At 68.2% G+C, this 26,533-nt stretch carries 22 protein-coding genes, 2 tRNA genes and 1 riboswitch; of the genes, 22 read left to right on the forward strand and 2 right to left on the reverse strand.

Features of this window, described 5'->3' with window-relative positions; all coding sequences use genetic code 11:
• The first annotated feature begins 79 nt into the window (after positions 1–79).
• The 4 genes from ileS to ndk are packed head-to-tail and all read left to right on the forward strand — an operon-like array spanning position 80 to position 5,688.
• Positions 80–3,427: an isoleucine--tRNA ligase gene (gene ileS / locus AB4Y91_RS06060; protein ID WP_441417569.1), complete on the forward strand. Its 3,348-nt coding sequence runs from the start codon at positions 80–82 to the stop codon at positions 3,425–3,427.
• A gap of 3 nt (positions 3,428–3,430) precedes the next feature.
• Positions 3,431–4,789, forward strand: coding sequence for a bifunctional folylpolyglutamate synthase/dihydrofolate synthase (locus AB4Y91_RS06065; RefSeq protein ID WP_441417570.1), 1,359 nt, complete (start codon positions 3,431–3,433; stop codon positions 4,787–4,789).
• 3 nt (positions 4,790–4,792) lie between these two features.
• Positions 4,793–5,236 carry a DUF4233 domain-containing protein gene (locus tag AB4Y91_RS06070; protein WP_441417571.1) on the forward strand — a complete coding sequence of 148 codons (444 nt, stop codon included), beginning with the start codon at positions 4,793–4,795 and terminating at the stop codon, positions 5,234–5,236.
• A 38-nt stretch (positions 5,237–5,274) separates the two neighbouring features.
• Complete coding sequence (ndk, locus tag AB4Y91_RS06075) at positions 5,275–5,688, forward strand: nucleoside-diphosphate kinase (protein ID WP_441417572.1); 414 nt, start codon at positions 5,275–5,277, stop codon at positions 5,686–5,688.
• Between the two features lie 92 nt (positions 5,689–5,780).
• Here the strand turns inward: ndk and AB4Y91_RS06080 are convergent, their stop codons facing one another.
• On the reverse strand, positions 5,781–6,452 hold the full coding sequence (locus AB4Y91_RS06080; RefSeq protein ID WP_441417573.1) for a vitamin K epoxide reductase family protein: 672 nt from the start codon (positions 6,450–6,452) through the stop codon (positions 5,781–5,783).
• Between the two features lie 474 nt (positions 6,453–6,926).
• Between AB4Y91_RS06080 and AB4Y91_RS06085 the strand changes: the two genes are divergently transcribed.
• From AB4Y91_RS06085 to AB4Y91_RS06165, 17 genes are all read left to right on the forward strand, one after another.
• The gene (locus tag AB4Y91_RS06085; RefSeq protein WP_441417574.1) at positions 6,927–10,283 is read left to right on the forward strand and encodes an Rne/Rng family ribonuclease; all 3,357 of its coding nucleotides are present in this window, start codon (positions 6,927–6,929) and stop codon (positions 10,281–10,283) included.
• Between the two features lie 137 nt (positions 10,284–10,420).
• Positions 10,421–10,518, forward strand: a riboswitch (TPP riboswitch).
• 34 nt (positions 10,519–10,552) lie between these two features.
• Positions 10,553–12,118, forward strand: a complete 1,566-nt coding sequence (locus AB4Y91_RS06090) for a bifunctional hydroxymethylpyrimidine kinase/phosphomethylpyrimidine kinase (RefSeq protein ID WP_441417868.1) — start codon at positions 10,553–10,555, stop codon at positions 12,116–12,118.
• A gap of 367 nt (positions 12,119–12,485) precedes the next feature.
• The gene (gene rplU / locus AB4Y91_RS06095) at positions 12,486–12,794 is read left to right on the forward strand and encodes a 50S ribosomal protein L21 (protein ID WP_175321083.1); all 309 of its coding nucleotides are present in this window, start codon (positions 12,486–12,488) and stop codon (positions 12,792–12,794) included.
• Positions 12,795–12,854: 60 nt separating this feature from the next.
• Complete coding sequence (gene rpmA / locus AB4Y91_RS06100) at positions 12,855–13,118, forward strand: 50S ribosomal protein L27 (protein ID WP_009372867.1); 264 nt, start codon at positions 12,855–12,857, stop codon at positions 13,116–13,118.
• 116 nt (positions 13,119–13,234) lie between these two features.
• Positions 13,235–14,824, forward strand: a complete 1,590-nt coding sequence (gene obgE, locus AB4Y91_RS06105; RefSeq protein WP_441417575.1) for a GTPase ObgE — start codon at positions 13,235–13,237, stop codon at positions 14,822–14,824.
• The gene (gene proB / locus AB4Y91_RS06110) at positions 14,814–15,965 is read left to right on the forward strand and encodes a glutamate 5-kinase (protein ID WP_441417576.1); all 1,152 of its coding nucleotides are present in this window, start codon (positions 14,814–14,816) and stop codon (positions 15,963–15,965) included. Before obgE ends, proB begins: the two co-directional genes overlap by 11 nt.
• A 26-nt stretch (positions 15,966–15,991) precedes the next feature.
• Complete coding sequence (locus tag AB4Y91_RS06115) at positions 15,992–17,326, forward strand: glutamate-5-semialdehyde dehydrogenase (protein ID WP_441417577.1); 1,335 nt, start codon at positions 15,992–15,994, stop codon at positions 17,324–17,326.
• 91 nt (positions 17,327–17,417) lie between these two features.
• The gene (locus AB4Y91_RS06120; RefSeq protein ID WP_175320924.1) at positions 17,418–17,651 is read left to right on the forward strand and encodes a hypothetical protein; all 234 of its coding nucleotides are present in this window, start codon (positions 17,418–17,420) and stop codon (positions 17,649–17,651) included.
• Positions 17,652–17,664: 13 nt separating this feature from the next.
• Positions 17,665–18,336 (forward strand): nicotinate-nucleotide adenylyltransferase, encoded by a 672-nt coding sequence (gene nadD, locus AB4Y91_RS06125; protein WP_441417578.1) that lies wholly within the window; start codon positions 17,665–17,667, stop codon positions 18,334–18,336.
• Positions 18,337–18,343: 7 nt separating this feature from the next.
• Entirely contained in the window at positions 18,344–19,687 is a 1,344-nt protein-coding gene (locus tag AB4Y91_RS06130) for a hypothetical protein (protein WP_441417579.1), read from the forward strand.
• A gap of 125 nt (positions 19,688–19,812) precedes the next feature.
• A complete protein-coding gene (rsfS, locus tag AB4Y91_RS06135) occupies positions 19,813–20,214 on the forward strand; it encodes a ribosome silencing factor (protein WP_441417580.1) in 402 nt (133 codons plus the stop codon).
• Between the two features lie 118 nt (positions 20,215–20,332).
• Positions 20,333–20,405: transfer RNA gene (locus tag AB4Y91_RS06140), tRNA-Ala, on the forward strand.
• 187 nt (positions 20,406–20,592) lie between these two features.
• Positions 20,593–20,665 (forward strand) — tRNA-Ala (locus AB4Y91_RS06145).
• A 64-nt stretch (positions 20,666–20,729) separates the two neighbouring features.
• On the forward strand, positions 20,730–21,092 hold the full coding sequence (locus AB4Y91_RS06150; RefSeq protein ID WP_441417581.1) for a zinc ribbon domain-containing protein YjdM: 363 nt from the start codon (positions 20,730–20,732) through the stop codon (positions 21,090–21,092).
• 68 nt (positions 21,093–21,160) lie between these two features.
• Positions 21,161–22,261, forward strand: a complete 1,101-nt coding sequence (locus tag AB4Y91_RS06155) for an NAD(P)-binding domain-containing protein (protein WP_441417582.1) — start codon at positions 21,161–21,163, stop codon at positions 22,259–22,261.
• 9 nt (positions 22,262–22,270) lie between these two features.
• On the forward strand, positions 22,271–23,431 hold the full coding sequence (locus tag AB4Y91_RS06160) for a class I SAM-dependent methyltransferase (protein ID WP_441417583.1): 1,161 nt from the start codon (positions 22,271–22,273) through the stop codon (positions 23,429–23,431).
• 187 nt (positions 23,432–23,618) lie between these two features.
• A complete protein-coding gene (locus AB4Y91_RS06165; protein ID WP_441417584.1) occupies positions 23,619–24,821 on the forward strand; it encodes an ROK family transcriptional regulator in 1,203 nt (400 codons plus the stop codon).
• 37 nt (positions 24,822–24,858) lie between these two features.
• Here AB4Y91_RS06165 and AB4Y91_RS06170 read toward each other — a convergent pair whose 3' ends face one another.
• Positions 24,859–25,056 carry a hypothetical protein gene (locus AB4Y91_RS06170; RefSeq protein WP_249777074.1) on the reverse strand — a complete coding sequence of 66 codons (198 nt, stop codon included), beginning with the start codon at positions 25,054–25,056 and terminating at the stop codon, positions 24,859–24,861.
• 459 nt (positions 25,057–25,515) lie between these two features.
• Between AB4Y91_RS06170 and AB4Y91_RS06175 the strand changes: the two genes are divergently transcribed.
• Positions 25,516–26,490 (forward strand): methylenetetrahydrofolate reductase, encoded by a 975-nt coding sequence (locus AB4Y91_RS06175; RefSeq protein ID WP_441417585.1) that lies wholly within the window; start codon positions 25,516–25,518, stop codon positions 26,488–26,490.
• Positions 26,491–26,533 lie beyond the last annotated feature (43 nt).

Here is a 26,533-nt window from a genome sequence, read left to right on the forward strand (position 1 = left end):
TGTTGTTCCGACAACACACGGGCCGTCCTCGCATCCTGAATGAATCCCGTTGTTCACCAGCTCAACCCAGGATGTCGAGATGACCCATTACCCAAAGGCCTCAGCCGCACCGTCAGGCGCCAGCACCTCCGCTTCCAACACCTCAGGCGTGTCCGCTTCCGTGAAGTTCCCGGAGATCGAAGAGCGCATCCTCAAGTACTGGGACCAGGACGGCACCTTCCAGGCCAGCATCGACCAGCGGGATGCGGGTAAAGACGGGTCCAACGAATTCGTATTCTATGACGGCCCGCCCTTCGCCAACGGCCTGCCGCACTACGGCCACCTGCTGACCGGCTACGCCAAGGACCTCGTGGGCCGCTACCAGACCCAGCGCGGCCGCCGCGTCGAGCGCCGCTTCGGCTGGGACACCCACGGCCTGCCTGCCGAACTGGAAGCCATGAAGCAGCTCGGCATGACGGACAAGACCCAGATCGAGGCCATGGGCATCGACAAGTTCAACGACGCCTGCCGCGCCTCGGTGATGAAGTACGCCGACGAGTGGAAGAGCTACGTCACTCGCCAGGCGCGCTGGGTGGACTTCGAGAACGACTATAAGACGCTCAACGTCGAGTACATGGAGTCCGTGCTCTGGGCTTTCAAGCAGCTGCACGAAAAGGGCCTGACCTACAACGGCTACCGCGTGCTGCCGTACTGCTGGAAGGACGAGACGCCGCTGTCCAACCATGAACTGCGCATGGATGACGATGTCTACAAGAACCGCCAGGACCAGACCGTCACCGTCACCTTCCCGATCACCGCGGGGGAGTCGGCGCTGTCCCGCCAGCTGGCCGGGGTGCAGGCGCTCGCCTGGACCACCACGCCCTGGACGCTGCCCACCAACCTGGCGCTCGCCGTCGGGCCCGCGATCAACTACGTCGTGCTGCCGGCCGGCCCGCACGGGATCAAGGCCGCCTCGGCCGAGGCCCCCGTCACGGGCAGCTTCCTGCTCGCCGCGGACCTGCTGGGCGCCTACGCCAAGGACCTCGGCTACGGCGACGGCGCCGAGGGTGCCGCAGCGGCCGAGGCCGCCGTCACGTCCCGCCACACCGGCGCCGAGTTGGAAGGCCTGAGCTACGAACCGCTCTGGGACTACTTCCACGACGCCGAGAAGTACGGCACCGAGAACGCCTGGCGCGTCCTCGTGGCGGACTATGTCACCACCACCGACGGCACCGGCATTGTCCACCAGGCGCCGGCCTACGGTGAAGACGACCAGAAGGTCTGTGAAGAGGCCGGGATCCCGGTGGTCCTCTCGGTCGACGAGGGCGCGAAGTTCCTGCCGCTTTTCGGCCACGGCGACCTCGCCGAAATCGCCGGACTCCAGGTCTTCGAAGCCAACAAGCCCATCACCCAGGTGCTCCGCGCCCAGGGCCGCCTGGTCCGCCAGGCCAGCTACGAGCACTCCTACCCGCACTGCTGGCGCTGCCGCAACCCGCTGATCTACCGCGCGGTGTCCTCCTGGTACGTCGAGGTCACCAAGTTCAAGGACCGCATGTCCGAGCTGAACCAGGAGATCAACTGGATCCCGGGCAACGTCAAGGACGGCCAGTTCGGCAAGTGGCTCGCCAACGCCCGCGACTGGTCCATCAGCCGCAACCGCTACTGGGGCAGCCCCATCCCGGTCTGGCAGTCCACCGACCCGGACTACCCGCGCACAGACGTCTACGGCTCACTCGCCGAGATCGAAGCCGACTTTGGCCGGCTGCCGCTGAACAACGACGGCCAGGTGGACCTGCACCGGCCGTTTATCGACGAGCTCACCCGCCCGAACCCCGACGACCCCCGCACCCCGGAACAGGGCCAGTCCGTGATGCGCCGCGTCGAGGACGTCCTGGACGTCTGGTTCGATTCCGGCTCCATGCCGTACGGCCAGGTCCACTACCCGTTCCAGAACGAGGAGTGGTTCGACACCCACAACCCGGCGGACTTCATCGTCGAGTACATCGGACAGACCCGCGGCTGGTTCTACATGCTGCACATCCTCTCCACCGCGCTGTTCGACCGGCCGGCCTTTCGCAACGTCATCAGCCACGGCATCGTGCTCGGCTCCGACGGGCAGAAGATGTCCAAGAGCCTGCGCAACTACCCGGACGTCTCCGAGGTCCTGGACCGTGACGGCTCCGACGCGATGCGCTGGTTCCTGATGTCCAGCCCGATCCTGCGCGGCGGCAACCTCGTGGTCACCGAGCAGGGCATCCGGGACGGCGTCCGCCAGGTCATCCTGCCGCTGTGGAACGTCTACAGCTTCTTCACGCTCTACACGAACGCCGCGAACGGCGGGGACGGGTACGACGCGAAGCTGCGCTACGACGGTTACGCCGACACCCTGGATCAGTACCTGATGGCCAACACCGGGGACCTGGTCCGGAACATGACCGCGCAGCTGGACAGCTACGACATCTCCGGGGCCTGCGACGAACTGCGCGGCTACCTGGACATGCTCACCAACTGGTACGTCCGCCGCAGCCGCCAGCGCTTCTTCGACGAGAACGTCGACGCCTTCGACGCGCTCTACACCGCGTTGGAGACCGTCTGCCGGGTCGCGGCATCGCTGCTGCCGCTGGTCTCCGAGGAAATCTGGCGCGGCCTCACCGGCGGGCGCTCCGTGCACCTGGCCGACTGGCCGGACGCGGACCTGTTCCCGGCCAACGCCGGCCTGGTTGAGGCGATGGACCGGGTCCAGCAGATCTGCTCCACCGGCTCCTCGCTGCGCAAGGCCGCCAACCTCCGCGTGCGACTGCCGCTGCAGGAACTCACGGTCGTGGCACCCGGCGCGGACGCGCTGGCAGGCTTCGCCGCCGTCGTCGCCGATGAACTGAACCTGCGCTCCGTGCGCCTGCTCGACGCCGAGAGCGCCTCCCCGGAGGAGTTCGGCATCGAGCAGAAGCTCGTGGTCAACGCCCGCGCGGCCGGCCCGCGGCTGGGCAAAAACGTCCAGCAGGCGATCAAGGGGTCCAAGTCCGGCGACTGGTCCGTGGACGACGCCGGTGTGGTCACCGCCGGTGGCCTCGCCCTCGAGCCGCAGGAATACACCCTGGAAACCGTGGTGGCAGAAGCAGCCGAAGGCGAGGGCTCCCGCGCAGCGGCAGTGCTGCCGGGCGGCGGCTTCGTGGTGCTCAACACCGAGGTCACCCCGGAGCTGGAAGCCGAAGGGACCGCCCGCGACCTGGTCCGCGCCATCCAGCAGGCCCGCAAGGACGCCGGGCTGAACGTCAGCGACCGGATCCGCACCACCGTCACCGCGGCGCAGGACACCGTCGAGGCGCTGCTGGCCCACGCCGCGCTGGTCAAGACCGAGACCCTGACCGTGGAGCTGGACACCGTTCCCGCCGAGGTCAAGGAACCTCAGGTCAGCGTCGAAAAAGTAACCGTTGAAGCAGGGGCATAATTCATGAGCGACGAATTTTCCGTAGAGAGCGTCTACGCCGAGCTGCTGGGCCGGGCGCCGGAAAACAAGATGGAGCCGAGGCTGGCTCCGCTGCACCGGGCCATGGACATCCTGGGGGAGCCGAACAAGGCGTTCCCGATCATCCACGTCACCGGCACCAACGGCAAGACCTCCACGGCCCGGATGATCGAGGCCGGCCTGCGCGCCCACGGGCTGAGCACCGGCCGGTACACGAGCCCGCACCTGTCCAAGGTCACCGAGCGGATCAGCATCGACGGCGAACCGGTGCCGGATGAGACGTTCGTCCGGATCTGGGACGAGATCCGCCCGTACCTGGAAATCGTGGACAGCGAGCTCGTCGCCGAGGGCCAGCCGCGGCTGACCTACTTCGAATGCCTGACCATCCTCGGCTTCGCGGTGTTCGCGGACCAGCCGGTCAATGTCGCCGTGATCGAGGTGGGACTCGGCGGCATCACAGACGCGACCAACGTCGGCGACGGCCAGGTTGCCGTGGTCACCCCGATTTCGCTGGACCACACGGAGCTGCTCGGCGAGACCACCGAGGAGATCGCCTACGAAAAGGCCGGCATCATCAAGCCCGGCGGGTTCCTCATCAGCGCCGCGCAGCCCGTCGACGCGGCCCAGGTGCTGCTGGAAAAGGCCAAGGAAGCAAACGTGCCGTTCCGCTTCGAGGGCGTGGAGTTCGGCGTCGAGTCCCGCACCGTCGCCGTCGGCGGCCAGATGGTGAACATCCAAGGCATTGCGGGTCGCTACGAAGACCTGCTGCTGCCCCTGCACGGCGCACACCAGGCGGAGAACGCCGCCGTCGCCGTCGCCGCGCTGGAAGCCTTCTTCGGCGCCGAAAAGCCGCTCGACTCCGAGGTGCTGCAGGAGGCCTTCGCCTCTGTCACCTCCCCGGGCCGGCTGGAGGTGCTCCGCACCGCGCCGACCATCATCGTGGACGCCGCGCACAACCCGGAGGGCATCCGGGTCTCCGCCGAGGCGATCCACGAGGCCTTCAGCTTTAGCAAGCTCGTGGTGGTGGTGGGCGTCCTGGAGGAGAAGGATTCCGAGGAAATCCTCCGCCAGCTCAAGGAATCCCTGGGCGACCTCGCCTCGGACTACTGCTTCACCCAGTCCAACTCGCCCCGCGCCGTACCGGCCGAGGACCTCGCGGAGCTGGCGCTGGACCTGGGCTTCGGCGAGGACCACGTCCACGTGGCCGAGAAGCTCGACGACGCCCTGGAATGGGCCGTGGAGCGGGCCGAGTCCAACGACGACCTTGCAGCCGGGATCCTGGTTACGGGGTCCATCACGCTCGTTGCCGAAGCCCGGATCCTGCTCGGAAAGACCGAGGCGTAACCCATGGCCAGACTCACCAAAGCCCAGCGCGAATGGCGTCCGGGCATGCCCAAGAAACGCCGTTCCACCAAGGTCATGTTCGCCTCCACGGTGCTCCTGCTGGAGGCCTTCGTGGCCCTCTTCGGCACCCTGGCGGTCTTCGGCCTCCGGCGCGGCGAGTTCCCGCCGCTGCTGGTCTTCGGGGTCGGGATCGGACTCAGTGCGGTGCTTGTGCTGACCTGCGCGGTGCTTTCCAAGCCGTGGGGCGTGGCCTTGGGCTGGATCCTGCAGCTGGTGCTGGTCCTCACCGGGATTGTGGAGCCCACGATGTTCGTGGTGGGCGGCCTCTTCGCGATCACGTGGTGGTACGGCATCCGCACCGGCATCCGGATCGACCGCGAAGCCGCCGAACGCGAACGCGAGCAGGCGGCCTGGGAGGCCGCGAACCCCGAGGGCCAAAGCAACTAGACTTGTCCCGAACCCCACCCCAACACATTGGAGCAGCTGTGAGCACTGAGCGCACCCTAGTCCTGATCAAGCCCGACGGCGTCGCCCGCAACCTGACCGGCAGCATCATCGCCCGGATCGAAGCCAAGGGCTACACCCTGGCCGAACTCAAGAAGGTCAACGCCAGCCGCGAACTCCTCGAACAGCACTACGAGGAGCACGTCGGCAAGCCGTTCTACGAGCCCCTCGTCGAGTTCATGCTCAGCGGGCCCGTCGTTGCCGCGATCTTCGAAGGCCACCGCGTGATTGAGGGCTTCCGCTCGCTCGCCGGCACCACGGACCCGACGACGGCGGCGCCCGGCACCATCCGCGGCGACTTCGGCCGCGACTGGGGCCTCAAGGTCCAGCAGAACCTGGTCCACGGCTCAGACTCGGCGGAGTCCGCCGAACGCGAGATCAAGATCTGGTTCTAAGAACCCGCGGCACCACACCGAGGTGACAGATAAGGCCAATGTTCGCGTTGAACATTGGCCTCATCTGTCACCTCGCGGCGTTTGCGGAACGCTCAGTAGCCGGAGGTTCCGATGAACACCTGAATGAAGGCGAAGAAGATCGTGGCGACGACGGCGACGTAGAGCAGGGCCGTGAGGATCCAGCCGGAGTCCGCCAGGATGCGGGCGGCAGCGGCGGGCACCCGGATGACGCCGTGGCTCACGTTGCGGACCGTCACCCAGACGAACAGCGGAATCATCGCGGCCCAGACGATCATGCAGAACGGGCAGAGAATGTGGATCGAGTACAGCGCCTGGGACCACAGCCACACCACGAAGGCGAAGCCCAGCGTCACACCGGCCTGCAGCCCGATCCAGTACCAGCGGGCAAACGTGGCCCCGGCGAGGATTCCCATGGCCGTGGTGATGATGACCGCGAACGCGACAATGCCGATGAACATGTTCGGGAAGCCGAAGACCGAACTCTGCCAGGTCTGCATTACCTGGCCGCAGGAGATCCACGGGTTCACGTCGCACACCGTGGCGTGGTTGGGGTCCTTCAGGACAGCCAGTTTCTCCAGCACCAGCGTGCCGGACGCGAGCCAGCCGACGACGCCGGTGATCAGCAGGAGCCAGGCGAAGGGCCGGTCGCGCGTCATCGGGGGCAGCGGGCGCTCCGCAGCTGCCGCGCCGGTGCCGCGCTCGTGGGCGGTCACGTCGCCGGGGGCGTGGGAGATGCTGGGCATGGGATTTCAGTCCTTTGCGTCGGGTGCTCTTGGGCCGATTCTATCGCCGGAGGCTGGATGTAACCGGGTAGGAGTCGTGCCCTCACCGGTGATTCGGTCCGCGGCGCGGACTGGATGTCCCGCTTAGCCCTGCTTTGGCGGCTCCTGTGAGACAATGAACCTGGCTGGGGCCCGATCCACATTCGGGTTTCGGTCCGGCGACTTTGCTTTCAAGACCGCCAATGATGAGCAGGGCATACTTCGGATCCCTCGATCCGGCCTATCCCGCAATGCCATTGGACGGCACCTGGTTGTGACAGAGAGATCAACGGGTTCAGAGCAATCTTGCCGGCCTTCCAGGGCTGCCGCACCCCACTGCCGGTGCGAACCTGGAGGTATCCAATTGACTTCTGTCAATGCCTGCGGGTGTTGACAAATATTTGCCCCACGGGTGCCGGATGTGGCGGTACATCAGGGGCAGGAGTGTCGCCACATATGGATAATGACCAGCTTGTAGCCGGTAACGACGAAGCCGCTGTTGCCGAAGTAGCACCGGAAGCCGCCGCCGCGGAGGCGCCCAAGAAGGCCACCCGGTCCCGCCGCAAGGCGGCCCCAAAGGCGGAGGCCGCCGATGCGGCCGTCGCGTCCGACGTCGTTGCTGACGCCCCCGCCGTCGACAATCCCGAAGCGGCCCCGGAAGCGAAGGCCCCGGCCCGCCGGAGCCGGTCGCGGAAGAAGGTCGAACCCGAGGTGCTGCCCGCCTTCGCTGACTCAGCCGCCAGCACGGAAACTGCGGTTCCCGCCGATGAAGCGCCTGCCGAGCTGCCGGCCGCCGAGGCGGCACCGGAGAAGCCGGTCCGCCGCCGCGCCTCCCGCGCGAAGACAGCCGTGACGCCTGCAGCGACGGAAGAAGCCCCGGCCCCGGCCGAGGCTCCCGCCGCCGTGGCTTCCGACGCGCCGGCCCCTGAGGCCGCGCCCGTCGAGGCCCCGGCCGACGCTGCACCCGCTGCCGAGGCGTCTGTAGAAACATCCGGAGCCCCCTCGCTCTTCCTCGCACCGGGCGCCGTCACCTCGATGATCTTCCAGGCCCCGGATCTGAGCACCGTCATCCGCCCGGCCCCGGCCCCCGCTGCTGTTGCCGAGGAAGCCGAAGAAGAAGAAGACGAAGAAGCCGAGGGCGAGGATGCCGGCAGCCGCCGTCGCCGCCGCAGCCGTGGACGCCGTGGCCGCAGCCGGACCGGCGAAGCCGACACCGACGCAGACGGCGCAGCCGAAGATGCAGCGGAGACCGGCGAGGACTCCGAGAGCACCCTCGAAGACGGCGTGACCTCGCGCCGCCGTCGCCGTCGCCGCCGCGGCGACCAGGATCTCGAACTGACCGGCGGCGGGGACGACGATCCGCCCAACACGGTAACCCGCGTCCGGGCGCCGCGCTCGGTCAGCGAGGCCCCGGTCAACAACCGCGTCACCTCCGTCAAGGGCTCCACCCGCCTGGAGGCCAAGAAGCAGCGCCGACGCGAGTCCCGCGACACCGGCCGCCGCCGCACCGTCATCACCGAGGCCGAGTTCCTGGCCCGCCGCGAATCCGTGGACCGCCAGATGATCGTCCGCCAGCGCGACGACAGAATCCAGATCGGCGTCCTGGAAGACGGCGTGCTGGCCGAGCACTTCGTCTCCAAGACCCAGCAGGATTCCTTGATCGGCAACGTCTACCTGGGCAAGGTCCAGAACGTGCTGCCGTCCATGGAAGCCGCGTTCGTCGATATCGGACGCGGCCGCAACGCCGTGCTGTACGCCGGCGAAGTCAACTGGGACGCCGTCAACCTCGAAGGCAAGCAGCGGCGGATCGAAAATGCGCTCAAGTCCGGCGACTCCGTGCTCGTCCAGGTCACCAAGGACCCGGTCGGCCACAAGGGTGCCCGCCTGACCAGCCAGATCTCGCTGCCCGGCCGTTACCTGGTGTACGTGCCCGGCGGTTCCATGACCGGCATCTCCCGCAAGCTGCCCGACGTCGAACGCAACCGGCTCAAGCGGATCCTCAAGGACCGCCTGCCGGAAGACGCCGGTGTCATTGTCCGCACCGCGGCCGAGGGCGCTTCGGAAGAAGAGCTGACGCATGACATCAACCGGTTGCGAGCCCAGTGGGAGGGCATCGAAAGCCAGTCCACGTCCACCAAGATCCTCGCCCCCGAGCTGCTCTACGGCGAACCTGACCTGACCATCAAGGTGGTCCGCGACGTTTTCAACGAGGACTTCTCCAAGCTGATCGTCTCCGGCGAGGAAGCCTGGGACACCATCGAGGCCTACGTCACCTACGTGGCACCGGACCTGGTGGGCCGGCTTGAGAAGTGGACCAAGGACACAGACATCTTCGCTGCGTGGCGCATCGACGAGCAGATCCACAAAGCACTGGACCGCAAGGTCTTCCTGCCCTCCGGCGGCTCGCTCGTGATCGACCGCACCGAAGCCATGACCGTGGTGGACGTCAACACCGGCAAGTTCACCGGCAGCGGCGGCAACCTCGAGGAAACCGTCACCAAGAACAACCTCGAAGCGGCCGAGGAAGTCGTCCGGCAGCTGAGGCTGCGTGACATCGGCGGCATCATCGTGATCGACTTCATCGACATGGTGCTGGAATCCAACCGCGACCTCGTGCTGCGACGCATGGTGGAGTGCCTAGGCCGGGACCGGACCAAGCACCAGGTTGCCGAGGTGACCTCGCTGGGCCTCGTGCAGATGACCCGCAAGCGGATGGGCACCGGGCTGCTCGAAGTCTTCGGCGAACAGTGCGAGGCCTGCGCCGGCCGCGGCATCGTCACCCACGACGAGCCCGTGGAACACCGCCGTGCCAACACCGTCGCCGCAGAACACCACGTCCCGCGGACCGAGCACCAGCCCGCCGCACGCAGTGAGCGCAAGCGTCGCCGCGGCAAGGGCGGCCAGGGCGGCGAAGCCATGCCGTCCGCACCCGTCGCCGTGCACGCCGAGCCCACCGAGGCGGAGCGCCACGCCAAGGCAGAGGCGACGCGCGCCGCGCTGGCCAACATCGCCGCCGCGGCGCACGCTGCCCACCTGCACGATGGTGAAGCGACAGCAGCTCCCGACGCCGAAACCCGCCAGGCCGCGCTCGACGCCGCCGTGGAACTCGCTTCGTCGGAGGAGGCAGCGGGTCGTCCCGCGGCCGTGCTGACCTTCGGCGGCGAACAGGTTGCCTTGCCCTTCGTCGAGCACGCCGAGGAAACCCCGCAGCCCGCGCTGACCCTGGACCTGCTGACCGAAGCGTTCGCCCACCTGGGCGACGCCGAGACCGGCAAGCCAGCCGCCGCGGCTCCGGTTGCCGAGTCGCCCGCAGCCGAGGTTCCCACGGCCGAGCACGCGGCGGAGCACGCTGCGCCTGCAGCTGCAGCGCCGTCCCGCGCCACCCGGGGCCGCGGCCGCGCCAGGACGGCGCGGATCCAGCCGCCGAGTGTACGTACCGCCGAGGCCGAGGCCCCGGCCCCGGCTCGCCAGGAAGCTGCGAAGGCCCCCGCGGCCCAGGCGCCGGCCCGCCAGGAAGCCCGCAAGGCTCCTGCGGCCCAGGCCCCGGTACGCCAGGAAGCCCGCAAGGCCCCTGCGGCCCAGGCCCAGGCCCCGGACACCACCGGACCCCGACGGGTGCGCCGGAACCGGAGCGCCAGCCGAGCCCAGGGCGCCGCCAACGAGACGTCCGTGCAGCAGCGCGAGACCGCTCCGTCGGTTGAGGCCGTCTCGGTCCATGAGGCCAAGGCCCCGGAGCCGGCGAAGGTGGCCGCCAAGCCCGCCGCCAACGAGCCGATCATCCTCGGCGTCGGCGTCCCGGCGTCGGAGCTCTAGGACCAAGCAGGCACCACCACTCGCGGGTTCCGTCCGGGATCGACGTAACATCACGTCGACCCCGGACGGAACCCGCGAGTGCGTTAAGGGGACGGGCTGAAATTTAGCGGGGTTGCCGGCGAGGAACGCTAGGCTGGGGGACTGACACGGGGTGCCGCGCATCGAGCCGGCTGAGATCCAGACCCGTTGAACCTGTCCGGTTAGCACCGGCGAAGGGATGTCTCTTGTCTTCAACAACCCAGCCTGCATCTAGCCGAACCTCAGCCTTCCTGCAGTCCGTCTTCCCGGAGCCCGACGGCGGGGCCTCAACGCCGCCGCGGATTCCGCGGGTGCTGGCCATCGCGGGCTCGGACCCCTCCGGCGGTGCCGGCATCCAGGCCGACCTGAAGAGCATTGCCGCGAACGGCGGCTACGGGATGGCTGCCATCACAGCCCTGACCGCCCAGAACACCCAGGGCGTCCGGTCGGTGCATGTACCGCCGGCAGCGTTCCTGACCGCCCAGCTGGAGGCCATCAGCGACGACATCACCATCGACGCCGTCAAGATCGGTATGCTCGGCGACGACTCGGTGATCGACGCCGTCCGGGCCTGGCTCGAAAAGGTGCGCCCCGGCGTCGTGGTCCTGGACCCGGTGATGGTGGCGACGAGCGGCGACCGGCTGCTCCAGGAATCGGCCGAAACCGCGCTGCGGGCTCTCCTGCCACTGGCGGACCTCATCACACCGAACCTGGCCGAGCTGGGCATGCTGCTGGGGGAGCCGCCCGCCGCGGACTGGGCCAGTGCGCTGGAACAGGGCAAGCGGCTCGCGGCCCTGGCCGGCACCACGGTTCTGGTCAAGGGAGGCCACCTGCCGGCCGGCGGAGCCCAGAGCGACGGCGCCCAGAACGACGGCGGTTGCCCGGACGCGCTCGTCAACACCGGGGGAGTGCTCGGCCAGCAGACGGTGGTGGTGCCGGGCGAGCGGATCGACACCCGCAACAGCCACGGCACCGGCTGCTCGCTGTCCTCGGCTCTGGCCACGGTCCAGGCCCGGACGGGGGACTGGGAGGCAGCGCTGCGGGAGGTCAAGCCGTGGCTGCTGGGTGCGTTGCGGGAAGCCGGACGCCTGGAGGTCGGATCCGGCAACGGCCCCGTGCACCACTTCCACCACCTGCAGCACGCTGCGGCACCCCAGCTTCCTGCCGAGGGCGAGTTCGCCACGCTGCTGGCAGGGCACGCGGCGGACGGGCTGGACGCGATCTACGGCCTGGACTTCATTCGGGGGCTCGCGGACGGTACCTTGCCGGAACCCGAGTTCGCCTACTACCTCGGCCAGGACGCCCTGTACCTCAACGGCTACTCCCGGGTGCTGTCCCGCGCGGCGGCCCTGGCGCCGTCGGAAGCCGAACAACTCTTCTGGTCCCGCTCGGCGCAGCAGTGCCTCGAAGTCGAATCCGAACTGCACCGGAACTGGCTGGCCGGCCGCGCCGTCGAGACCCAGCTGGGACCGGTGACCAAGGCGTACGTGGACCATCTGCACGCGGCATCGCTCGCCGGCAGCTACGGCGTGCTCGTGGCCGCGGCGCTGCCGTGCTTCTGGCTCTACGCGGAGGTCGGCGCCACGCTGCATCGCGAGTTCCTCGCTGCCGGCGCACCGGCAACGCATCCCTACGCGGAGTGGCTGCGCACCTATGCGGACGAGGCCTTCGCGGAGGCGACGCGGCAGGCGATCAGGTACACGGACGCGGCGGCCCGTAGAGGCTCCGAGGCGGAACGCAGCGCCATGGCGGTGGCGTTCAGGCAGTCCTCCCGCTACGAGGTGGAGTTCTTCGACGCGCCGAGGCTGCACGCCTGAGCCGCGCTACGCGAAGCAGCCGGTAGGATAGTTGGGCGCGGTTCCGGAAGTCGCTGCGGCACCATAACTTTGGCCCCCGGGCGCAGGGTGTGGCGTCCGTCACGCACTACCTGCCGGGACCAGCCTCGTTTGCGGCCGAAGGCAAAATTAGCGTAGTCTAGATCTTCGGTGCTTACGCCAACACTTGGGTTATGACCTTGAGGAACAGTTCACCCGTATTACGGGCAGGACTTTTCCGCAGGATAGCTCATGGGTTCCCCCGGGGAATCCACCGGCGTTGAGGCACAGCGTGAGCCGGTCCAAGCATTTGGGCCCCAGGTTCCGCACGCAAATCTAGTAATAAACGTCGAGAGAAGTGAGTTCCCCAGTGGTGTACGCGATTGTCCGCGCAGGCGGCCGCCAAGAGAAGGTTTCCGTTGGAGACTTCGTTACCCTGAACCGCGTCCCCGGTGGAGCCGGCAGCACTTTTGAGTTGCCCGCACTGCTCCTGGTGGACGGTGACAAGGTCACGTCTGCAGCCAAGGACCTGGCCAAGGTAACGGTTACGGCTGAGATCCTCGAAGACCTCCGTGGTCCGAAGATCGTCATCCAGAAGTTCAAGAACAAGACCGGTTACAAGAAGCGCCAGGGTCACCGTCAGGAACTGACCAAGGTCAAGATCACCGGTATCAAGTAACTAACGTTACTGTTCAGGTTTTCAGCAGATTCCCCAGAATTTTAAAGGCAGGCATTTCTAATGGCACATAAAAAAGGCGCGAGCTCCACTCGCAACGGTCGTGACTCCAACGCCCAGTACCTCGGCGTCAAGCGCTTCGGCGGCCAGGTAGTTTCCGCAGGCGAGATCATCGTCCGCCAGCGTGGCACCCACTTCCACCCGGGCGCCGGCGTTGGCCGCGGCGGCGACGACACCCTGTTCGCACTGACCCCCGGCGCTGTCGAGTTCGGCACCCGCCGTGGTCGTCGCGTTGTGAACATCGTGGCTGCTGCAGCTGCAGAGTAACAACAAGTTCTAAATCGGTGGGGCGGACCAGTAGGTCCGCTCCACCGGTGTTTTAACCGCATTACAATCATCTTGGGCCCCTTGCGGGCCCGAGGAACAGCACTGAGGAGATCCACGTGGCGAGCTTTGTAGACCGGGTAGTACTGCACGTATCCGGCGGTACCGGCGGCCATGGCTGTGTCTCCGTCCACCGCGAGAAGTTCAAGCCCCTCGGCGGTCCCGACGGCGGCAACGGCGGCAACGGCGGCGACGTCATCCTGCGCGTGGATCCCCAGACCACCACCCTGCTCGACTACCACCACGCCCCGCACCGGCACGCCACCAACGGCGGCCCCGGCATGGGTGACTGGCGCGGCGGCAAGAACGGCGAGACCCTGGTCCTGCCCGTGCCCGAGGGCACGGTCGTCAAGAGCAAGGACGGCACCGTCCTGGCCGACATGGTGGGCGAAGGCACCGAGTACGTCGCCGCTGCCGGCGGCATCGGCGGCCTCGGCAACGCCTCGCTGTCCTCGCAGAAGCGCCGGGCCCCCGGCTTCGCGCTGCTGGGCATCGAGGGCGAATCCAGCGACATCGTCCTGGAGCTGAAGTCCATCGCGGACATCGCCCTGGTCGGCTTCCCGTCCGCCGGCAAGTCCAGCCTGATCGCCGCGATGTCCGCCGCGCGGCCCAAGATTGCCGACTACCCGTTCACCACCCTGATCCCCAACCTCGGCGTCGTCCAGGCCGGCGACGTGCGCTTCACCATCGCCGACGTCCCGGGCCTGATCGAAGGCGCCAGCGAAGGCAAGGGCCTGGGCCATCACTTCCTGCGCCACGTCGAACGCTGCGCCGCGCTCGTGCACGTGCTGGACTGCGGCACGCTGGAATCGGACCGTGACCCGCTCTCGGACCTCGCCGTGATCGAAGCCGAGCTCGAAAAGTACGCCGTGGACATGAGCTACGCCGGCACCGACGGTGAAGTCGTGCCGCTGAACCACCGCCCCCGCCTGATCGCCCTGAACAAGGTCGACCTGCCGGACGGCAAGGACATGGCCGAGTTCGTCCGCCCGGAACTCGAAAAGCGCGGCTACAAGGTCTTCGAAATCTCCGCCACGAGCCACGAGGGACTCCGCCAGCTGGGCTTCGCCATGGCCGAGATCGTCAAGGCCGCCCGCGACGCCGTGGCCGCCACGCCGCCGAAGGTCCAGGCCCCCGTGCTGCGCCCGCGCGCCGTCAACGAGAGCGGCTTCACGATCCGCCGCGAGGAAAAGAACCTGGAGCCGCTGTTCCGCGTGCTCGGCGAGAAGCCCGTGCGCTGGGTCAAGCAGACCGACTTCACCAACGAGGAAGCCATCGGCTACCTCGCTGACCGCCTCGCTAAGCTCGGCGTCGAGAACGAATTGTTCAAGCAGGGCGCCAAGCCCGGCGATATGGTGGTCATCGGCGAGGACGACGGCGTCGTCTTCGACTGGGAGCCGACCATGATGGCCGGCGCCGAACTGCTGGCCTCCCCGCGCGGCACCGACGTGCGCTTCGCGGACATCGGCGACCGCCCCACCCGTGGCCAGAAGCGCGACGAGCAGCAGGAACGCCGCGACGCGAAGGCCGCCGCCCGGGCCGAGCTGGAGGCCGAGCGCAAGGCCGGCATCTGGACCGAATCGGTCAGTGCCCGCCGCGCCCCGCAGCCGCTCAAGGAGAGTGGACTCGGCGAAGCCGATGACGAGTAACGCCGTCGTCGTGCCCGGAGCGGCGGCGGTCCCCAGCCGCACCCTGCTCTCCGGCGCCCGCCGAATCGTGGTCAAGGTCGGGTCTTCCTCGCTGACGTCCATCAAGGGCGGCATCGCCGAGGAAGCCCTGAGCGACCTAGCGGACGCCCTCGCGCACAAGCGCAACGCGGGCACCGAGATCATCCTGGTCTCCTCCGGGGCGATCGCCGCCGGGCTGGCGCCGCTGGGGCTCGAAAAGCGCCCACGCGACCTCGCCACCCAGCAGGCCGCCGCGAGCGTGGGCCAGGGCCTGTTGATGGCCCGCTACACCCACGCTTTCGGCGCACACGGCGTCACGGTGAGCCAGGTGCTGCTGACCGCGGACGATTTCATGCGCCGCAGCCAGCACACCAACGCCTTCCGCGCCCTGGACCGGCTGCTGAACCTTGGCGTCGTCCCCGTGGTCAACGAAAACGACACTGTCGCGACCCACGAGATCCGCTTCGGCGACAACGACCGGCTCGCGGCCCTCGTGGCGCACTTGGTCCGTGCCGACGCCCTCGTGCTCCTCTCCGACGTCGATTCGCTCTACGACGGGCCGCCCTCGCACGGCGCCAAGCGGATTGCCCACGTCTCCGGCCCGCACGACCTCGAAGGCATCTCGATCGGCAGCACCGGCAAGGCCGGAGTCGGCACCGGCGGAATGGTCACCAAGGTCGAGGCCGCGTCCATCGCCGCCGGCTCCGGGATCAGCGCCCTCGTGACCTCCACCGCGAACGCCGCCGCCGCGCTGGCGGGGGAGGACGTGGGAACCTGGTTCTCCGTCAACGGCGCCCGCAAGCCAATCCGGCTGCTCTGGCTTGCCCACCTGGCGTCCGTGCAAGGCACTTTGGTACTCGACGACGGCGCCGTCCGCGCCGTGCGCGACCGCCACACCTCGCTGCTGCCCGCCGGGATTACCGCCGTGCACGGGGACTTCGAAGCCGGCGATGCAGTGGAGATGGTCGGCGCCGACGGGGCCGTGATCGCCCGCGGCCTGGTGAACTACGGGGCCGCCGAGCTGCCCCAGATGCTCGGCCGCTCCACCCGTGAACTCGGCAAGACGCTGGGCCGCGGCTATGACCGTGAAGTTGTTCATGTTGACGACCTGGTGCTGGTCTAAGCTGCCGCCTCGCCTAAACTTGGAGCATGACTGAGGCCCTGACTTCGCACCCCGACCTGCCGGTTCACGACGCGCCCTCCGGGGGCCTGCCGCCGGCCGCAACGGACGTCGAAGCCGCCGTGCACGCCGTCGCAGACCGCTCCCGGACCGCCTCCCGCCGGATGGCCCGCGCCAACCGGGCCTGGAAGGACCGGGGGCTGCGCGCCATCGGCGCCGCACTGCTGGAGCACAAGGACCGGATCCTGGCCGCCAACGCCACGGACGTCGCCGCCGGCCGGGCCAATGGCACCTCCGCGGCGCTGCTGGACCGCCTCACCCTCAACGACACCCGGGTGCAGGGCCTGGCCGCCGCACTGGAAAACCTCGCCAACCTGCCCGACCCGGTGGGCAACGTGGTGCGCGGCCAAACCCTCCCGAACGGGTTGCGCCTGCGCCAGGTCAACGTGCCGATGGGCGTGGTTGCCGCGATCTACGAGGCGCGTCCCAACGTCACCGTGGACATTGCCGGACTGGCCCTCAAGAGCGGCAACGCCGTAATCCTGCGGGGCGGAAGTGCCGCCGCCGCCACCAATGAGGCCCTTGTCGGCATCCTCCGCGAGGCGCTGGAGTCCGTGGGCCTGCCGGCGGACGCCGTCCAGAGCGTTGACCAGTACGGCCGCGACGGCGCAAACGTCCTGATGCGTGCCCGCGGCCGTGTCGACGTGCTCATTCCCCGCGGCGGACGCGAGCTGATCCAGACCGTGGTGACGAACTCCTCGGTGCCGGTCATCGAAACCGGCGAAGGCAACGTGCACATTTTCCTCGACGCCTCCGCGGACGAGGAGATGGCCGTCGAGATCCTGCTCAACGCCAAGACCCAGCGGCCCAGCGTGTGCAACACCGTGGAGACGCTGCTGGTCCATTCCGCTTCCACCGTGCTGCCCGCCGTCGCCGCCGCCCTGCGCGCCGCCGGCGTGACTCTGCACACAGACGACCGGATCCGCGCCGCGCTCCCGGCCGCAGTGGAGTCCGTGCCGGCCACCGAGGTGGATTGGGCTACCGAATACATGGACCTGGACCTGGCGGTGGCCATGGTGGACAGCCTCGACGAGGCCGTGGAACACATCCGCACCTGGTCCACCGGGCATACCGAGGCGATCCTCACCAACGACCTCGCCAATGCCGAGCGCTTCATCGCGGAGGTGGACTCGGCTGCGGTAATCGTGAACGCCTCAACGCGGTTCACCGACGGCGGGGAGCTGGGCCTCGGCGCCGAAGTGGGCATTTCGACGCAAAAGCTGCATGCCCGCGGTCCGATGGGGCTGACCGAGCTCACCACCACGAAGTGGATCGTGCAGGGCGAAGGCCAGGTCCGGGCCTAGCAACGCGGTAACATGGAACAGAAGCCAGGAACGGCGGGGACCTCCGTCGTCGCAAAACCGCAATTAATTTGTGAAGTCACTAGGGGAGAACATGCTGTTGCAGCAGATCACCACGTCCATCGCCGCAGCCGTTGAACATGAGGAGCTCGCGCCGCTCATTGCGCCGCCGTTCGTCATTGGCGGCTCCATGTTCGTGATCCTGCTGGTCCTGATGTTCATCACGCTGTCCTACGGCAACCTCGGCAAGCGCCACGAAGCCGTCGAGGAGCACGCGGATCCGCACCGCCAGCACCCGAACAAGCACGACCACGGCCAGGGCCACTAATATTTCCGCCAAAGTGAAGCAGCACGGCGCGAAGCGCCGCCTGCGGCTGGGTGTGATGGGCGGCACGTTTGATCCGATCCATCATGGTCACCTCGTCGCGGCCAGTGAGGTCGCGGCGAAGTTCGGCCTCGACGAGGTGGTGTTCGTTCCCACCGGCCAGCCCTGGCAGAAGAGCAGCAAGAAGGTCAGCGAGGCCGAGCACCGGTACCTGATGACGGTCATCGCCACGGCCTCGAACCCCCGGTTCACGGTGAGCCGGGTTGACGTCGACCGCCCGGGTCCCACCTACACCATTGACACCCTGCGCGACCTGCGCACGCTGCGGCCGGACGCCGATCTGTTCTTCATCACCGGCGCGGACGCGCTGGCCCAGATCCTGTCCTGGAAAGACATTGACGAACTGTGGTCCTTGGCGCACTTCGTCGGTGTGACCCGCCCCGGGCACGTGCTGGACGGCATGGGCCGCGATGATGTCAGCCTGCTCGAGGTCCCGGCCATGGCGATCTCCTCCACGGACTGCCGGGCACGCGTCGCCGCTGGAAATCCTGTCTGGTACCTCGTGCCGGACGGCGTGGTCCAGTACATCGCCAAGTACGACCTGTACGACGGCCAGCCCGATCCCGGGCCGGATTTCCGGGAATCCCGGGCTGCCCTCGAAATAAACCAAACCGCCAGCACCGAATGAGCCTTCAATGAGTCAGGAACAGCCTCCCATCCGCAGCCGCCGCGAATTGCGCCAGGCCAGGGATGAACGCCAGGAAGTGAACCCCGGCGCCGGTACCGCGGGTGCTGGCGCGGATCAGGCTGCCCGGAATCAGGACGGCGGGGGTTCCGGCTCCCGGCAGGCCGGCGCGGATCCCTCCTTCTCCGGACGTCCCGAGGAACCGACCGAGGCCGAGACCACCGGCCGCCGCCGCGTCCCAGGCCCGGTGGATTCCGTCCGGACTACTTCCGCCGCCGAACGGTCCTCCCAGATCCGCGCCCGCGACCGCGCCGCGCTGCGGACCATCAAGGAACTTGCGGAGAAAGAGGGGCAGCTTTCGCCCGGCGGTGCGCCCACGCGCCGCCAACTCCGGCTCCAGCAGCTTGCCGAGGAGACCGCACCTGCCACCTCGGCCAAACCGATCGTGTCGATGCCCAGCCCGCGAACCCGCTCGCACCCGGTAGTGGGAGCGGCTGCCAAGCCGCCGGCCGGCACGGAAACGTCCGCTGACGCGGTCCCGACGCCGGCGGAGGCTGCCGCCGCCCCGAACCAGGGCGACGGCGAACCCGGTCCCGGCCGCGGCGGAAAGCTGCCGGAGGGAATGAGCGTCGAGCAGGCCCTCGCCGCGCGCGAACTGCTCGCCGAGCAGGCCCGCAACCAGATGGCGAAGATGGAGCACATTGCCGCCACTGATCCGGACGCCGTCGACCCGGAGATTCTGGCGGAGCAGATTGCCCTCGCCGAGCGGGCGGCGGTGCTCAACCGCCGCGCGGCCGCGAAGCAAAAGCTGGCCGAGCAGAACAACCGGCCCGCCCAGCCGCGCAGCGAACAGCCTAAGAACGATCCCTCGACCGCCAGCAACCTCGCCATGGTGACGCCGCTGGAATTTGTCGAGGTCCCCGGCGTGGAGCGGCCAGTAATGAAGCGCCCTGCCACGTCGTATGTCCCGCTGGTCACCAACTCCAGCCCGAAGGTCCAGCCTCCACGCACCTCGCGCCGTCCCGGCCAGGCCCGCAAGCGGGATGCCGCTCCGGTCAACGGCCGCTCCGGTGTCCTGGCACGCGCGGAGGCGGCCGCGCAGGCCGCACAGGTCCGCCGCCCGGCTGCGGCAGCCGCCCCCGAAAATCCCAGTGCCCCGGCGGTGGAGGAAGATTTTGCGGCACGTCCGCCGGTCGCTGCCAACGCCGCCTACGGCCTCGATCCGCTCGACGCGGCCACGGCCGGATTGGGCCGGGCGCGGCGTCTGCGAGCCCTTCAGCTCGGCGTTCTGGCCCTCGGCGTGCTGGCGCTGATTGCCGGCATCATCCTGATCGTCACCGGACTGGCGCACTAGCCGCTCCGCCGCGGCGGCGCCGGGCTGCTTCGGTAGCCTTCCGGTCCCAGCAGCGGTTCCAGCACACAGCTTTTCATTCCAACAGCTTTCGACATTCAATGCTTTTACATTCAACAAGGAGTCCCGTGACTGCAACCGATTCATCCATCGCCACAGCCCGCCACGCAGCCCGTGCTGCCGCGGAAAAATTGGCCGAGGACATTGTGGCCCTCGACGTCAGCGAGCGGCTTGCCCTCGCCGACGTCTTCCTGATCGCCTCGGCACCGTCGGAGCGACAGGTCAACGCGATCGTCGACGGCATCGAGGATGAACTGTCCAAGTTCGACCTCAAGCCCGTGCGCCGCGAAGGACGCTCCGGCGGACGCTGGGTGCTGCTGGACTACGCCGACGTCGTCATCCACGTCCAGCACGAGGAAGACCGCGTGTTCTACGCCCTGGAGCGCCTCTGGAAGGACTGCCCCGTCGTGGACCTCCAGCTCGGTGACGACGCCTCGGCGAAGGCCACTGCCGCCACCGAATCCGAGTAGGCGGCGCGGCAGCCAGCAGCGCAAAACCCTGAATATGCCCGATTTGGAATTTTCAGAAGTGCTGATCTAAGATATTTGAGTTGCTTCGGAGAGAACGAAGTCGGAGCAGCGAAAATTCGGGGCTGTGGCGCAGCTGGTAGCGCACCTGCATGGCATGCAGGGGGTCAGGGGTTCGAGTCCCCTCAGCTCCACCGGATAATCCGCCGGAATCGAAAGATTCCGGCGGATTTTTTTGTGCCCTCCCCGCCCGGAGGCGTGCGTACAGCGGTCCGGCCCGACACGCCGCACGCCGATTAGCGTCGGCGGCAAATGTAGATTAAGCTAATCAGGTTGCTTGATCGAACCGGCTCTTTGAAGGTCCCGGTCAGCGGCAGTTTCGGGGCTGTGGCGCAGCTGGTAGCGCACCTGCATGGCATGCAGGGGGTCAGGGGTTCGAGTCCCCTCAGCTCCACCGAACGAGGTCCCGCTCTCTGAGCGGGGCCTCGCTTAGTTAACGCTCAATTAGGATGGGGACCGTGAACGACTCCCTGCCGCCGTGCCCCGAATGCTCCAGTACATACAGCTACGAGCTGGGTGCCCTGCTGGTCTGCCCCGAATGCGGCCATGAGTGGTCCGCTGCTGCCGATGCGGCGGAGGCCGAAGCCGGTGCCCGGGCCGCGCGAGTCATCAAGGACGCGGTGGGCAACGTGCTGGCCGATGGTGACACCGTAACGGTCATCAAGGACCTGAAAATCAAGGGCAGCTCCACTGTCATCAAGGTCGGGACCAAAGTACGCGGAATCCGCCTCATGGACGGCGTTGGAGACCATGACATCGACTGCAAGGTCGACGGCGTCGGACCCATGCAACTCAAGTCCAGCGTCGTCAAGAAGAGCTAAGCGGGGGACCCGCCATTCTTGAACCGCGTCCGGGCCAACCGGAAGCGCCCGTAATCTCCGCCGACGTCGTGGTCATCGGTGCCGGCCAAGCGGGGCTGTCCGCCGCCTACCATCTGCAGCGCCGCGGCTTCGTCCCGGGCGGCGTCCCGGCCGGCGTCTCCGGCAACGCCGGTGCGGACAGCGCCGCCGACCCGCTGAGCTATGTGGTGCTCGACGCCGAGGACGGCCCCGGCGGCGCCTGGCGGCACCGTTGGAAAAGCCTGCTGATGGACACCGTCAACGGCATCAGCGACCTCCCCGGCATCGCGCAGCCGCAGGTGGACCCGCAGGAGCCCAGTTCGAGTTTCCTGAGCCGCTACTTCGGCGGCTACGAATCCCGGCTGGGCCTGGCCATCGAACGGCCCGTGAAGGTCCACGCCGTCACCCGCGAGGACAGCAACCCGGCCGGACGCCTGCGCATCACGACCTCCCGCGGCACCTGGTCCGCCCGGGCCCTGATCAACGCCACCGGCACCTGGACGCGCCCGTTCTGGCCCATCTATCCGGGCCAGGCCAGTTTCCGCGGCAGGCAGCTGCACGTCGCGGACTACGTGTCCGCGGAGGAATTCCGCGGCCAGCACGTGATCGTGGTGGGCGGCGGCATTTCCGCCGTCGGACTGCTCGACGAGATCTCCAAGGTCACCGGCACCACCTGGTTCACCCGGCGGGAGCCGGTCTGGCGCGACGCCGCTCTCGACCGGCAGGCAGGCCACGACGCCGTCGCCCTGGTCGAGGAGAGGGTCCGGCAGGGGCTGCCGCCGCAGAGCGTCGTCGCCGCGACCGGACTGATCTGGACACCGGCCCTGCGCGCCGCCGCGGACCGCGGCGTGCTCAAGCGACACCCCATGTTCACCGGCATTGAACCAGGGGGAGTGCGGATGGCGGACGGCAGCTTCCGGTCCGCCGACGTCATCCTCTGGGCAACGGGCTTCCGCGCCGAGCTGGAACATCTCGCGCCCCTGCACCTGCGCGGACCCGGCGGCGGCATCGCGATGGACGGCACCCGGGTCGCCGCGGAGCCCCGGGTGCACCTCGTCGGCTACGGGCCGTCGTCCTCCACCATCGGGGCCAACCGCGCCGGCCGGGCCGCCGTGGCAGGGATCGTCAAACTGCTGGCCGGTTCGGGATAACGTAAAGCGGTGCCCGTTACCAACAATCTTGAATCCCTCTTCCCCCGGCTCCGGAGGTTCCCCGACGTCGAGGCCGCCAACCTGCAGGCCTGGGACGCCACCGACCGTTTGTTGCTGGACACCGCCGCCGAACTGCGGGCCGCCGGCCAGGTGGCATCCGGCGGCAGGATCGCCGTCGTGGGGGACCGCTACGGTGCACTGACCCTCGGTGTGCTCGCGCTGGGGTGGCACGACGCCGGCCCGGTCCGGGTGCACGAAGACCTGATCACGGGCGAACGCGCGCTGCGGCATAACGCCGCCGCCACGGGGCTCACCGAGGGGTTCGAGCAGCTCCCGCTGGCCGACGCCGTGGAGGGCGCCGCCCTGGTCCTGCTCCAGCTGCCGCGGTCCCTGGCCGAGCTGGAGGAGATCGCCGACGCCGTCGCGCGGTACGCCGCACCCGGGGTGGTGCTGCTCGCCGGCGGCCGGGTCAAGCACATGAGCCTGGGCATGAACGCTGTGCTGGAGCGCTACTTCGGGGAGGTGCAGCCGCAGCTGGCGCGGCAAAAATCACGGATCCTGCTGGCCCGGGCCGCGAAAGCAATGGACGGGCCACCGCCGTTCCCCGTCTCTGAGCGGAACACCGGGCTGGAGCTCACGGTCTGCGCCCGCGGCGCCGTGTTCGCCGGCACCGGGCTGGACATCGGAACCCGCTTCCTGCTGGATTTCCTGCCGGAGATCCCCGGCGTCCGGCACGCCGTCGACCTCGGCTGCGGCACCGGCATCCTGGCCGCACTGTACGCCCGCAGCCATCCGGAGGCCCGGGTCACCGCCACCGACCGGTCCGCGGCGGCCGTCGATTCCGCCCGGGCGACGGCCCGCGCCAACGGCCTGGACCGCCGGATCGAGGTCCTGCAGGACGACGCCATGAGCACCCTGCCGGACGGATGCGCCGAGCTGGTCCTGCTCAACCCGCCCTTCCATCTCGGCGCCGCGGTGCACGCCGGAGCCGGGATCAAACTGATCGAAGCCGCGGCCCGGGTCCTGGCCCCCGGCGGTGAACTCTGGACGGTGTTCAACAGCCATCTTCACTACCAGCCCGCGCTGGAACGGCTGGTCGGCCGCACCCGGGAGGTGGGCCGCAATCCGAAATTTACCGTCACCGCGAGTGTCCGCAGGCCACGGCCGTAGGAGCCCGCGCCGGTAATGGTAGGCCGTTCGGGCGAAATCTGACCGACTGTGACGGCCGAAGGTGGGGGCGTGGGGCCGCGGGTAACGTACGATTCTGACATCAGCAGTGCTTGGCCGAAGACGTTTAGAGGTATCAGTGACTGAGATCCGAACACCCTCGCCGCGGCGCGGAACGAACCTCCCACGGATGGGGGATTTCAACCTCACGGTTATCCTGGATGCGATCCGGCGCGCCCCGGGCGGCCTTAGCCGGGTGGAACTCGCGCAGCTCGTCGGACTCTCGCCGCAGACCATCTCCAACATCTCCCGCCGGCTGCTGGACCAGAACCTGATCGTCGAGGCGGGCAAGGAGGGTACCGGTCCCGGAAAGCCGCGGACCATGCTTCGCCTGAACGCCGCTGGCATGTATGCCGTCGGCGTCCATCTGGATCCCGCCGTGACGACGTTCGTGGTGCTCGACCTCGTGGGGGCCGTGGTCAAGCACTCCCGGATCAAAACGCCGTCCGGCGCCGATCCCGGTGCCGTCATTGACACCATCGCCGCCGAAATCAAGCAGCTGATCTCGGATTCCGGTGTCGACCCCGCCAAGATCGCCGGCCTCGGCGTCGCGTCGCCCGGCCCCATCGACCTCAACGAGGGCACGGTGGTGGACCCGCCGCTCCTGCTCGGCTGGGACCGCGTCCCGTTGCGGGATGCCCTCGTAGAAGCCACGGGACTGTCCACCCTTGTGGACAAGGACGTCACCAGCGCGGCGGTTGCGGAAACGTGGGCCGGGGGTCCCAGCGGGGCCGGGAGTTTCATCTTTATGTACATGGGCACCGGGATCGGCTGCGGAATCGTCCTCAACGACGAGGTGGTGCGTGGGACGTCCGGAAACGCCGGCGAAATCGGGCACATTGTGGTGGACCCGGACGGCGCCCTGTGCGACTGCGGGCTGCGCGGCTGCGTGAAGTCCACGGCCATACCCCAGGTGCTCGTGGCCCGGGCCGAAGAAGCCGGGGTGCTCGATGGACCGCGCGGGAGTAACAGCGGTCCTGCCGTCCAGGAACGGTTCGCCCAGCTCTGTGCCCAGGCGTACGGGGGCGACAAAAAGGCCGCAGAGATTATCGACAGCTCCGCCGTGCTTGTGGCCCGGGCAGTGTCCGTGATCACCAACACCCTGGACGTGGACCGGGTCGTCTTCGGGGGACCGTTCTGGAGCTGTCTCTCGGAGACGTACCTGAACCTGGTCCCTGACCTTGTGGCGGAAAACAGCGCCACCCGCAAAATCCACGGGATCGAAGTGGTGGGCACGGGCGTGGGCGAGGATGTGGGTGCCATCGGTGCCGCCTGCCTGGTTCTTGAGCACACCCTGGCGCCGCGCTCGCAGCGCCTCCTGCTGGAGCGCTAGCCGGGAGCTTCCTCTCCAGTGCCGGGAACGGAATCCGTCAGTCGATGTCCTCGATGACGGTCCCGAACGGGATGGTGTCATCAAGATGCGCCTGGTGGTCGTGCGGGTGCACCACCACCCGGACCCCGTGCAACTTGTCAGCCGCCGACTGCATCAGGATCGGGCGGACGGTGTTGATGACGCTCTCGCTCTTGCCGGCGAGATACTCCTGGTAACTGGCTGGAAGCTGGATCATGCCCTCAGGATAGACCTGCGCCGCGGACATGGGGAGGGCCGATAGGGCCCCGGTTCCGGGACAACGTCAGCCCACATAATCGGCATGATAGGCGAAGAATCTTCCGTGGAAGGCTTCGCGAAGGCGTAAAGTCGCGTCTTAATTCGGCGGAGAACTTGAATGCCCTTCCCAGGCGCCTTAGAGTCGTAGACAAGTTACCGCGGTAACGTGTCAGCGATCCTCCGCTGCGGGCCGGCTCTTGGAAGAATTCCATGCGAATTATTCACGGGCGGCCTAGGAGGGTGTGGGTGCCCCCATGTGGGCCTGACATTTGCTCACGGACAACTTCGTATCAGGCGTAACAGTCGCGGCTGCGTCCTGCTGAAGTTTCCTCCGTGTTCCCCAAACTCAACTCATTGGCGGCAGCGCCGGCCGGACTCCGGCCCAGCTGGCACCAATGGCCCACAGCCAAGGACGCAAATGTCTCCACCAAGCCTTATTGACGCACATCCAAATCTCGCCGGTGCGGCCCCCGTCGCCCTGTCCTACGAACTCTTCCCGCCACGTTCGCCAGCGGCTGCTGAGTCGCTCTGGACCACCATCGGGGAACTGGAAGCCACCAGCCCCGACTACGTGTCCGTCACCTACGGCGCGAGCGGCTCAAACCGGAACACCGCCGTCGAACTCATCAACCGCCTGGTGCAGGAAACCACGCTGCGCCCGCTGGCGCACCTGACCTGCGTAGGCAACACCCCCCAGGAGCTGGCCGAAATCATCGGCGAACTGCTCGACGTCGGCGTGCGCGGCATTCTCGCCCTGCGCGGCGACCAGCCCAGGGACGGCGGCGCCCCGGCCGATGGCTCGCTGCGCTACGCCCAGGACCTGATCGAGCTCATCCGCCGCGTCGAGCAGCGACGCTCGGCTCTGCTCTGCGCCGGCAAGGTGGCGGTCGGCGTCGCGGCCTACCCCACGCGGCACCCCGAATCCCCGAGTGAGGCGCACGACGTCGAGGTGCTGCTGGCCAAGCAGCGCTCCGGCGCGGACTTCGCCATCACCCAGGTCTTCTTCCACACCGAGCAGTACGCCCAGCTGCTGTCCCGGGCACGCCGGGCCGGCGTCACCATCCCGATCGTCCCCGGGGTCATGCCGCTGACCAGCATCCGGCGGCTCACCCGGCTGGGCGAACTGACCGGCGTCGAACCGGCGCCGGAGCTGATTGAGCGGCTGGCAGCCGCCGATACCGACGCCGAACGCAACCGGATCGGGGTCAGCGCCACCGTGGACCTGGCCAACGCGGCCCTGGACGCCGGGGCCCCGGGCCTGCACCTGTACACGTTCAACGAGCACGCCAGCGCCCTCGAGGTGCTGGACAAGCTCGCGCTTCCCCGCCCTCGAAGCGGCAACCGGCACAGCAGCCACCAGCGCCCGGCCGGCCGCCGCCAGCTCGCCAGCTGACGGCGCCGGTAGACACAACTTTCCTCTGCACAGCACCACCAAC

Origin of the sequence: Arthrobacter sp. YAF16, from assembly GCF_052113385.1 — a bacterium.
In the GTDB taxonomy this organism is placed as follows: Bacteria; Actinomycetota; Actinomycetes; order Actinomycetales; family Micrococcaceae; genus Arthrobacter.

Bases quoted from the DNA above. Each gene is read 5' to 3' on its own strand.
- ileS (WP_441417569.1), top strand. From the start codon at position 80: ATGACCCATTACCCAAAGGCCTCAGCCGCACCGTCAGGCGCCAGCACC.
- AB4Y91_RS06065 (WP_441417570.1), top strand. From the start codon at position 3,431: ATGAGCGACGAATTTTCCGTAGAGAGCGTCTACGCCGAGCTGCTGGGC.
- AB4Y91_RS06070 (WP_441417571.1), top strand. From the start codon at position 4,793: ATGGCCAGACTCACCAAAGCCCAGCGCGAATGGCGTCCGGGCATGCCC.
- AB4Y91_RS06080 (WP_441417573.1), bottom strand. From the start codon at position 6,452: ATGCCCAGCATCTCCCACGCCCCCGGCGACGTGACCGCCCACGAGCGC.
- AB4Y91_RS06085 (WP_441417574.1), top strand. From the start codon at position 6,927: ATGGATAATGACCAGCTTGTAGCCGGTAACGACGAAGCCGCTGTTGCC.
- rpmA (WP_009372867.1), top strand. From the start codon at position 12,855: ATGGCACATAAAAAAGGCGCGAGCTCCACTCGCAACGGTCGTGACTCC.
- proB (WP_441417576.1), top strand. From the start codon at position 14,814: ATGACGAGTAACGCCGTCGTCGTGCCCGGAGCGGCGGCGGTCCCCAGC.
- AB4Y91_RS06115 (WP_441417577.1), top strand. From the start codon at position 15,992: ATGACTGAGGCCCTGACTTCGCACCCCGACCTGCCGGTTCACGACGCG.
- AB4Y91_RS06120 (WP_175320924.1), top strand. From the start codon at position 17,418: ATGCTGTTGCAGCAGATCACCACGTCCATCGCCGCAGCCGTTGAACAT.
- AB4Y91_RS06130 (WP_441417579.1), top strand. From the start codon at position 18,344: ATGAGTCAGGAACAGCCTCCCATCCGCAGCCGCCGCGAATTGCGCCAG.
- AB4Y91_RS06165 (WP_441417584.1), top strand. From the start codon at position 23,619: ATGGGGGATTTCAACCTCACGGTTATCCTGGATGCGATCCGGCGCGCC.
- AB4Y91_RS06170 (WP_249777074.1), bottom strand. From the start codon at position 25,056: ATGATCCAGCTTCCAGCCAGTTACCAGGAGTATCTCGCCGGCAAGAGC.
- AB4Y91_RS06175 (WP_441417585.1), top strand. From the start codon at position 25,516: ATGTCTCCACCAAGCCTTATTGACGCACATCCAAATCTCGCCGGTGCG.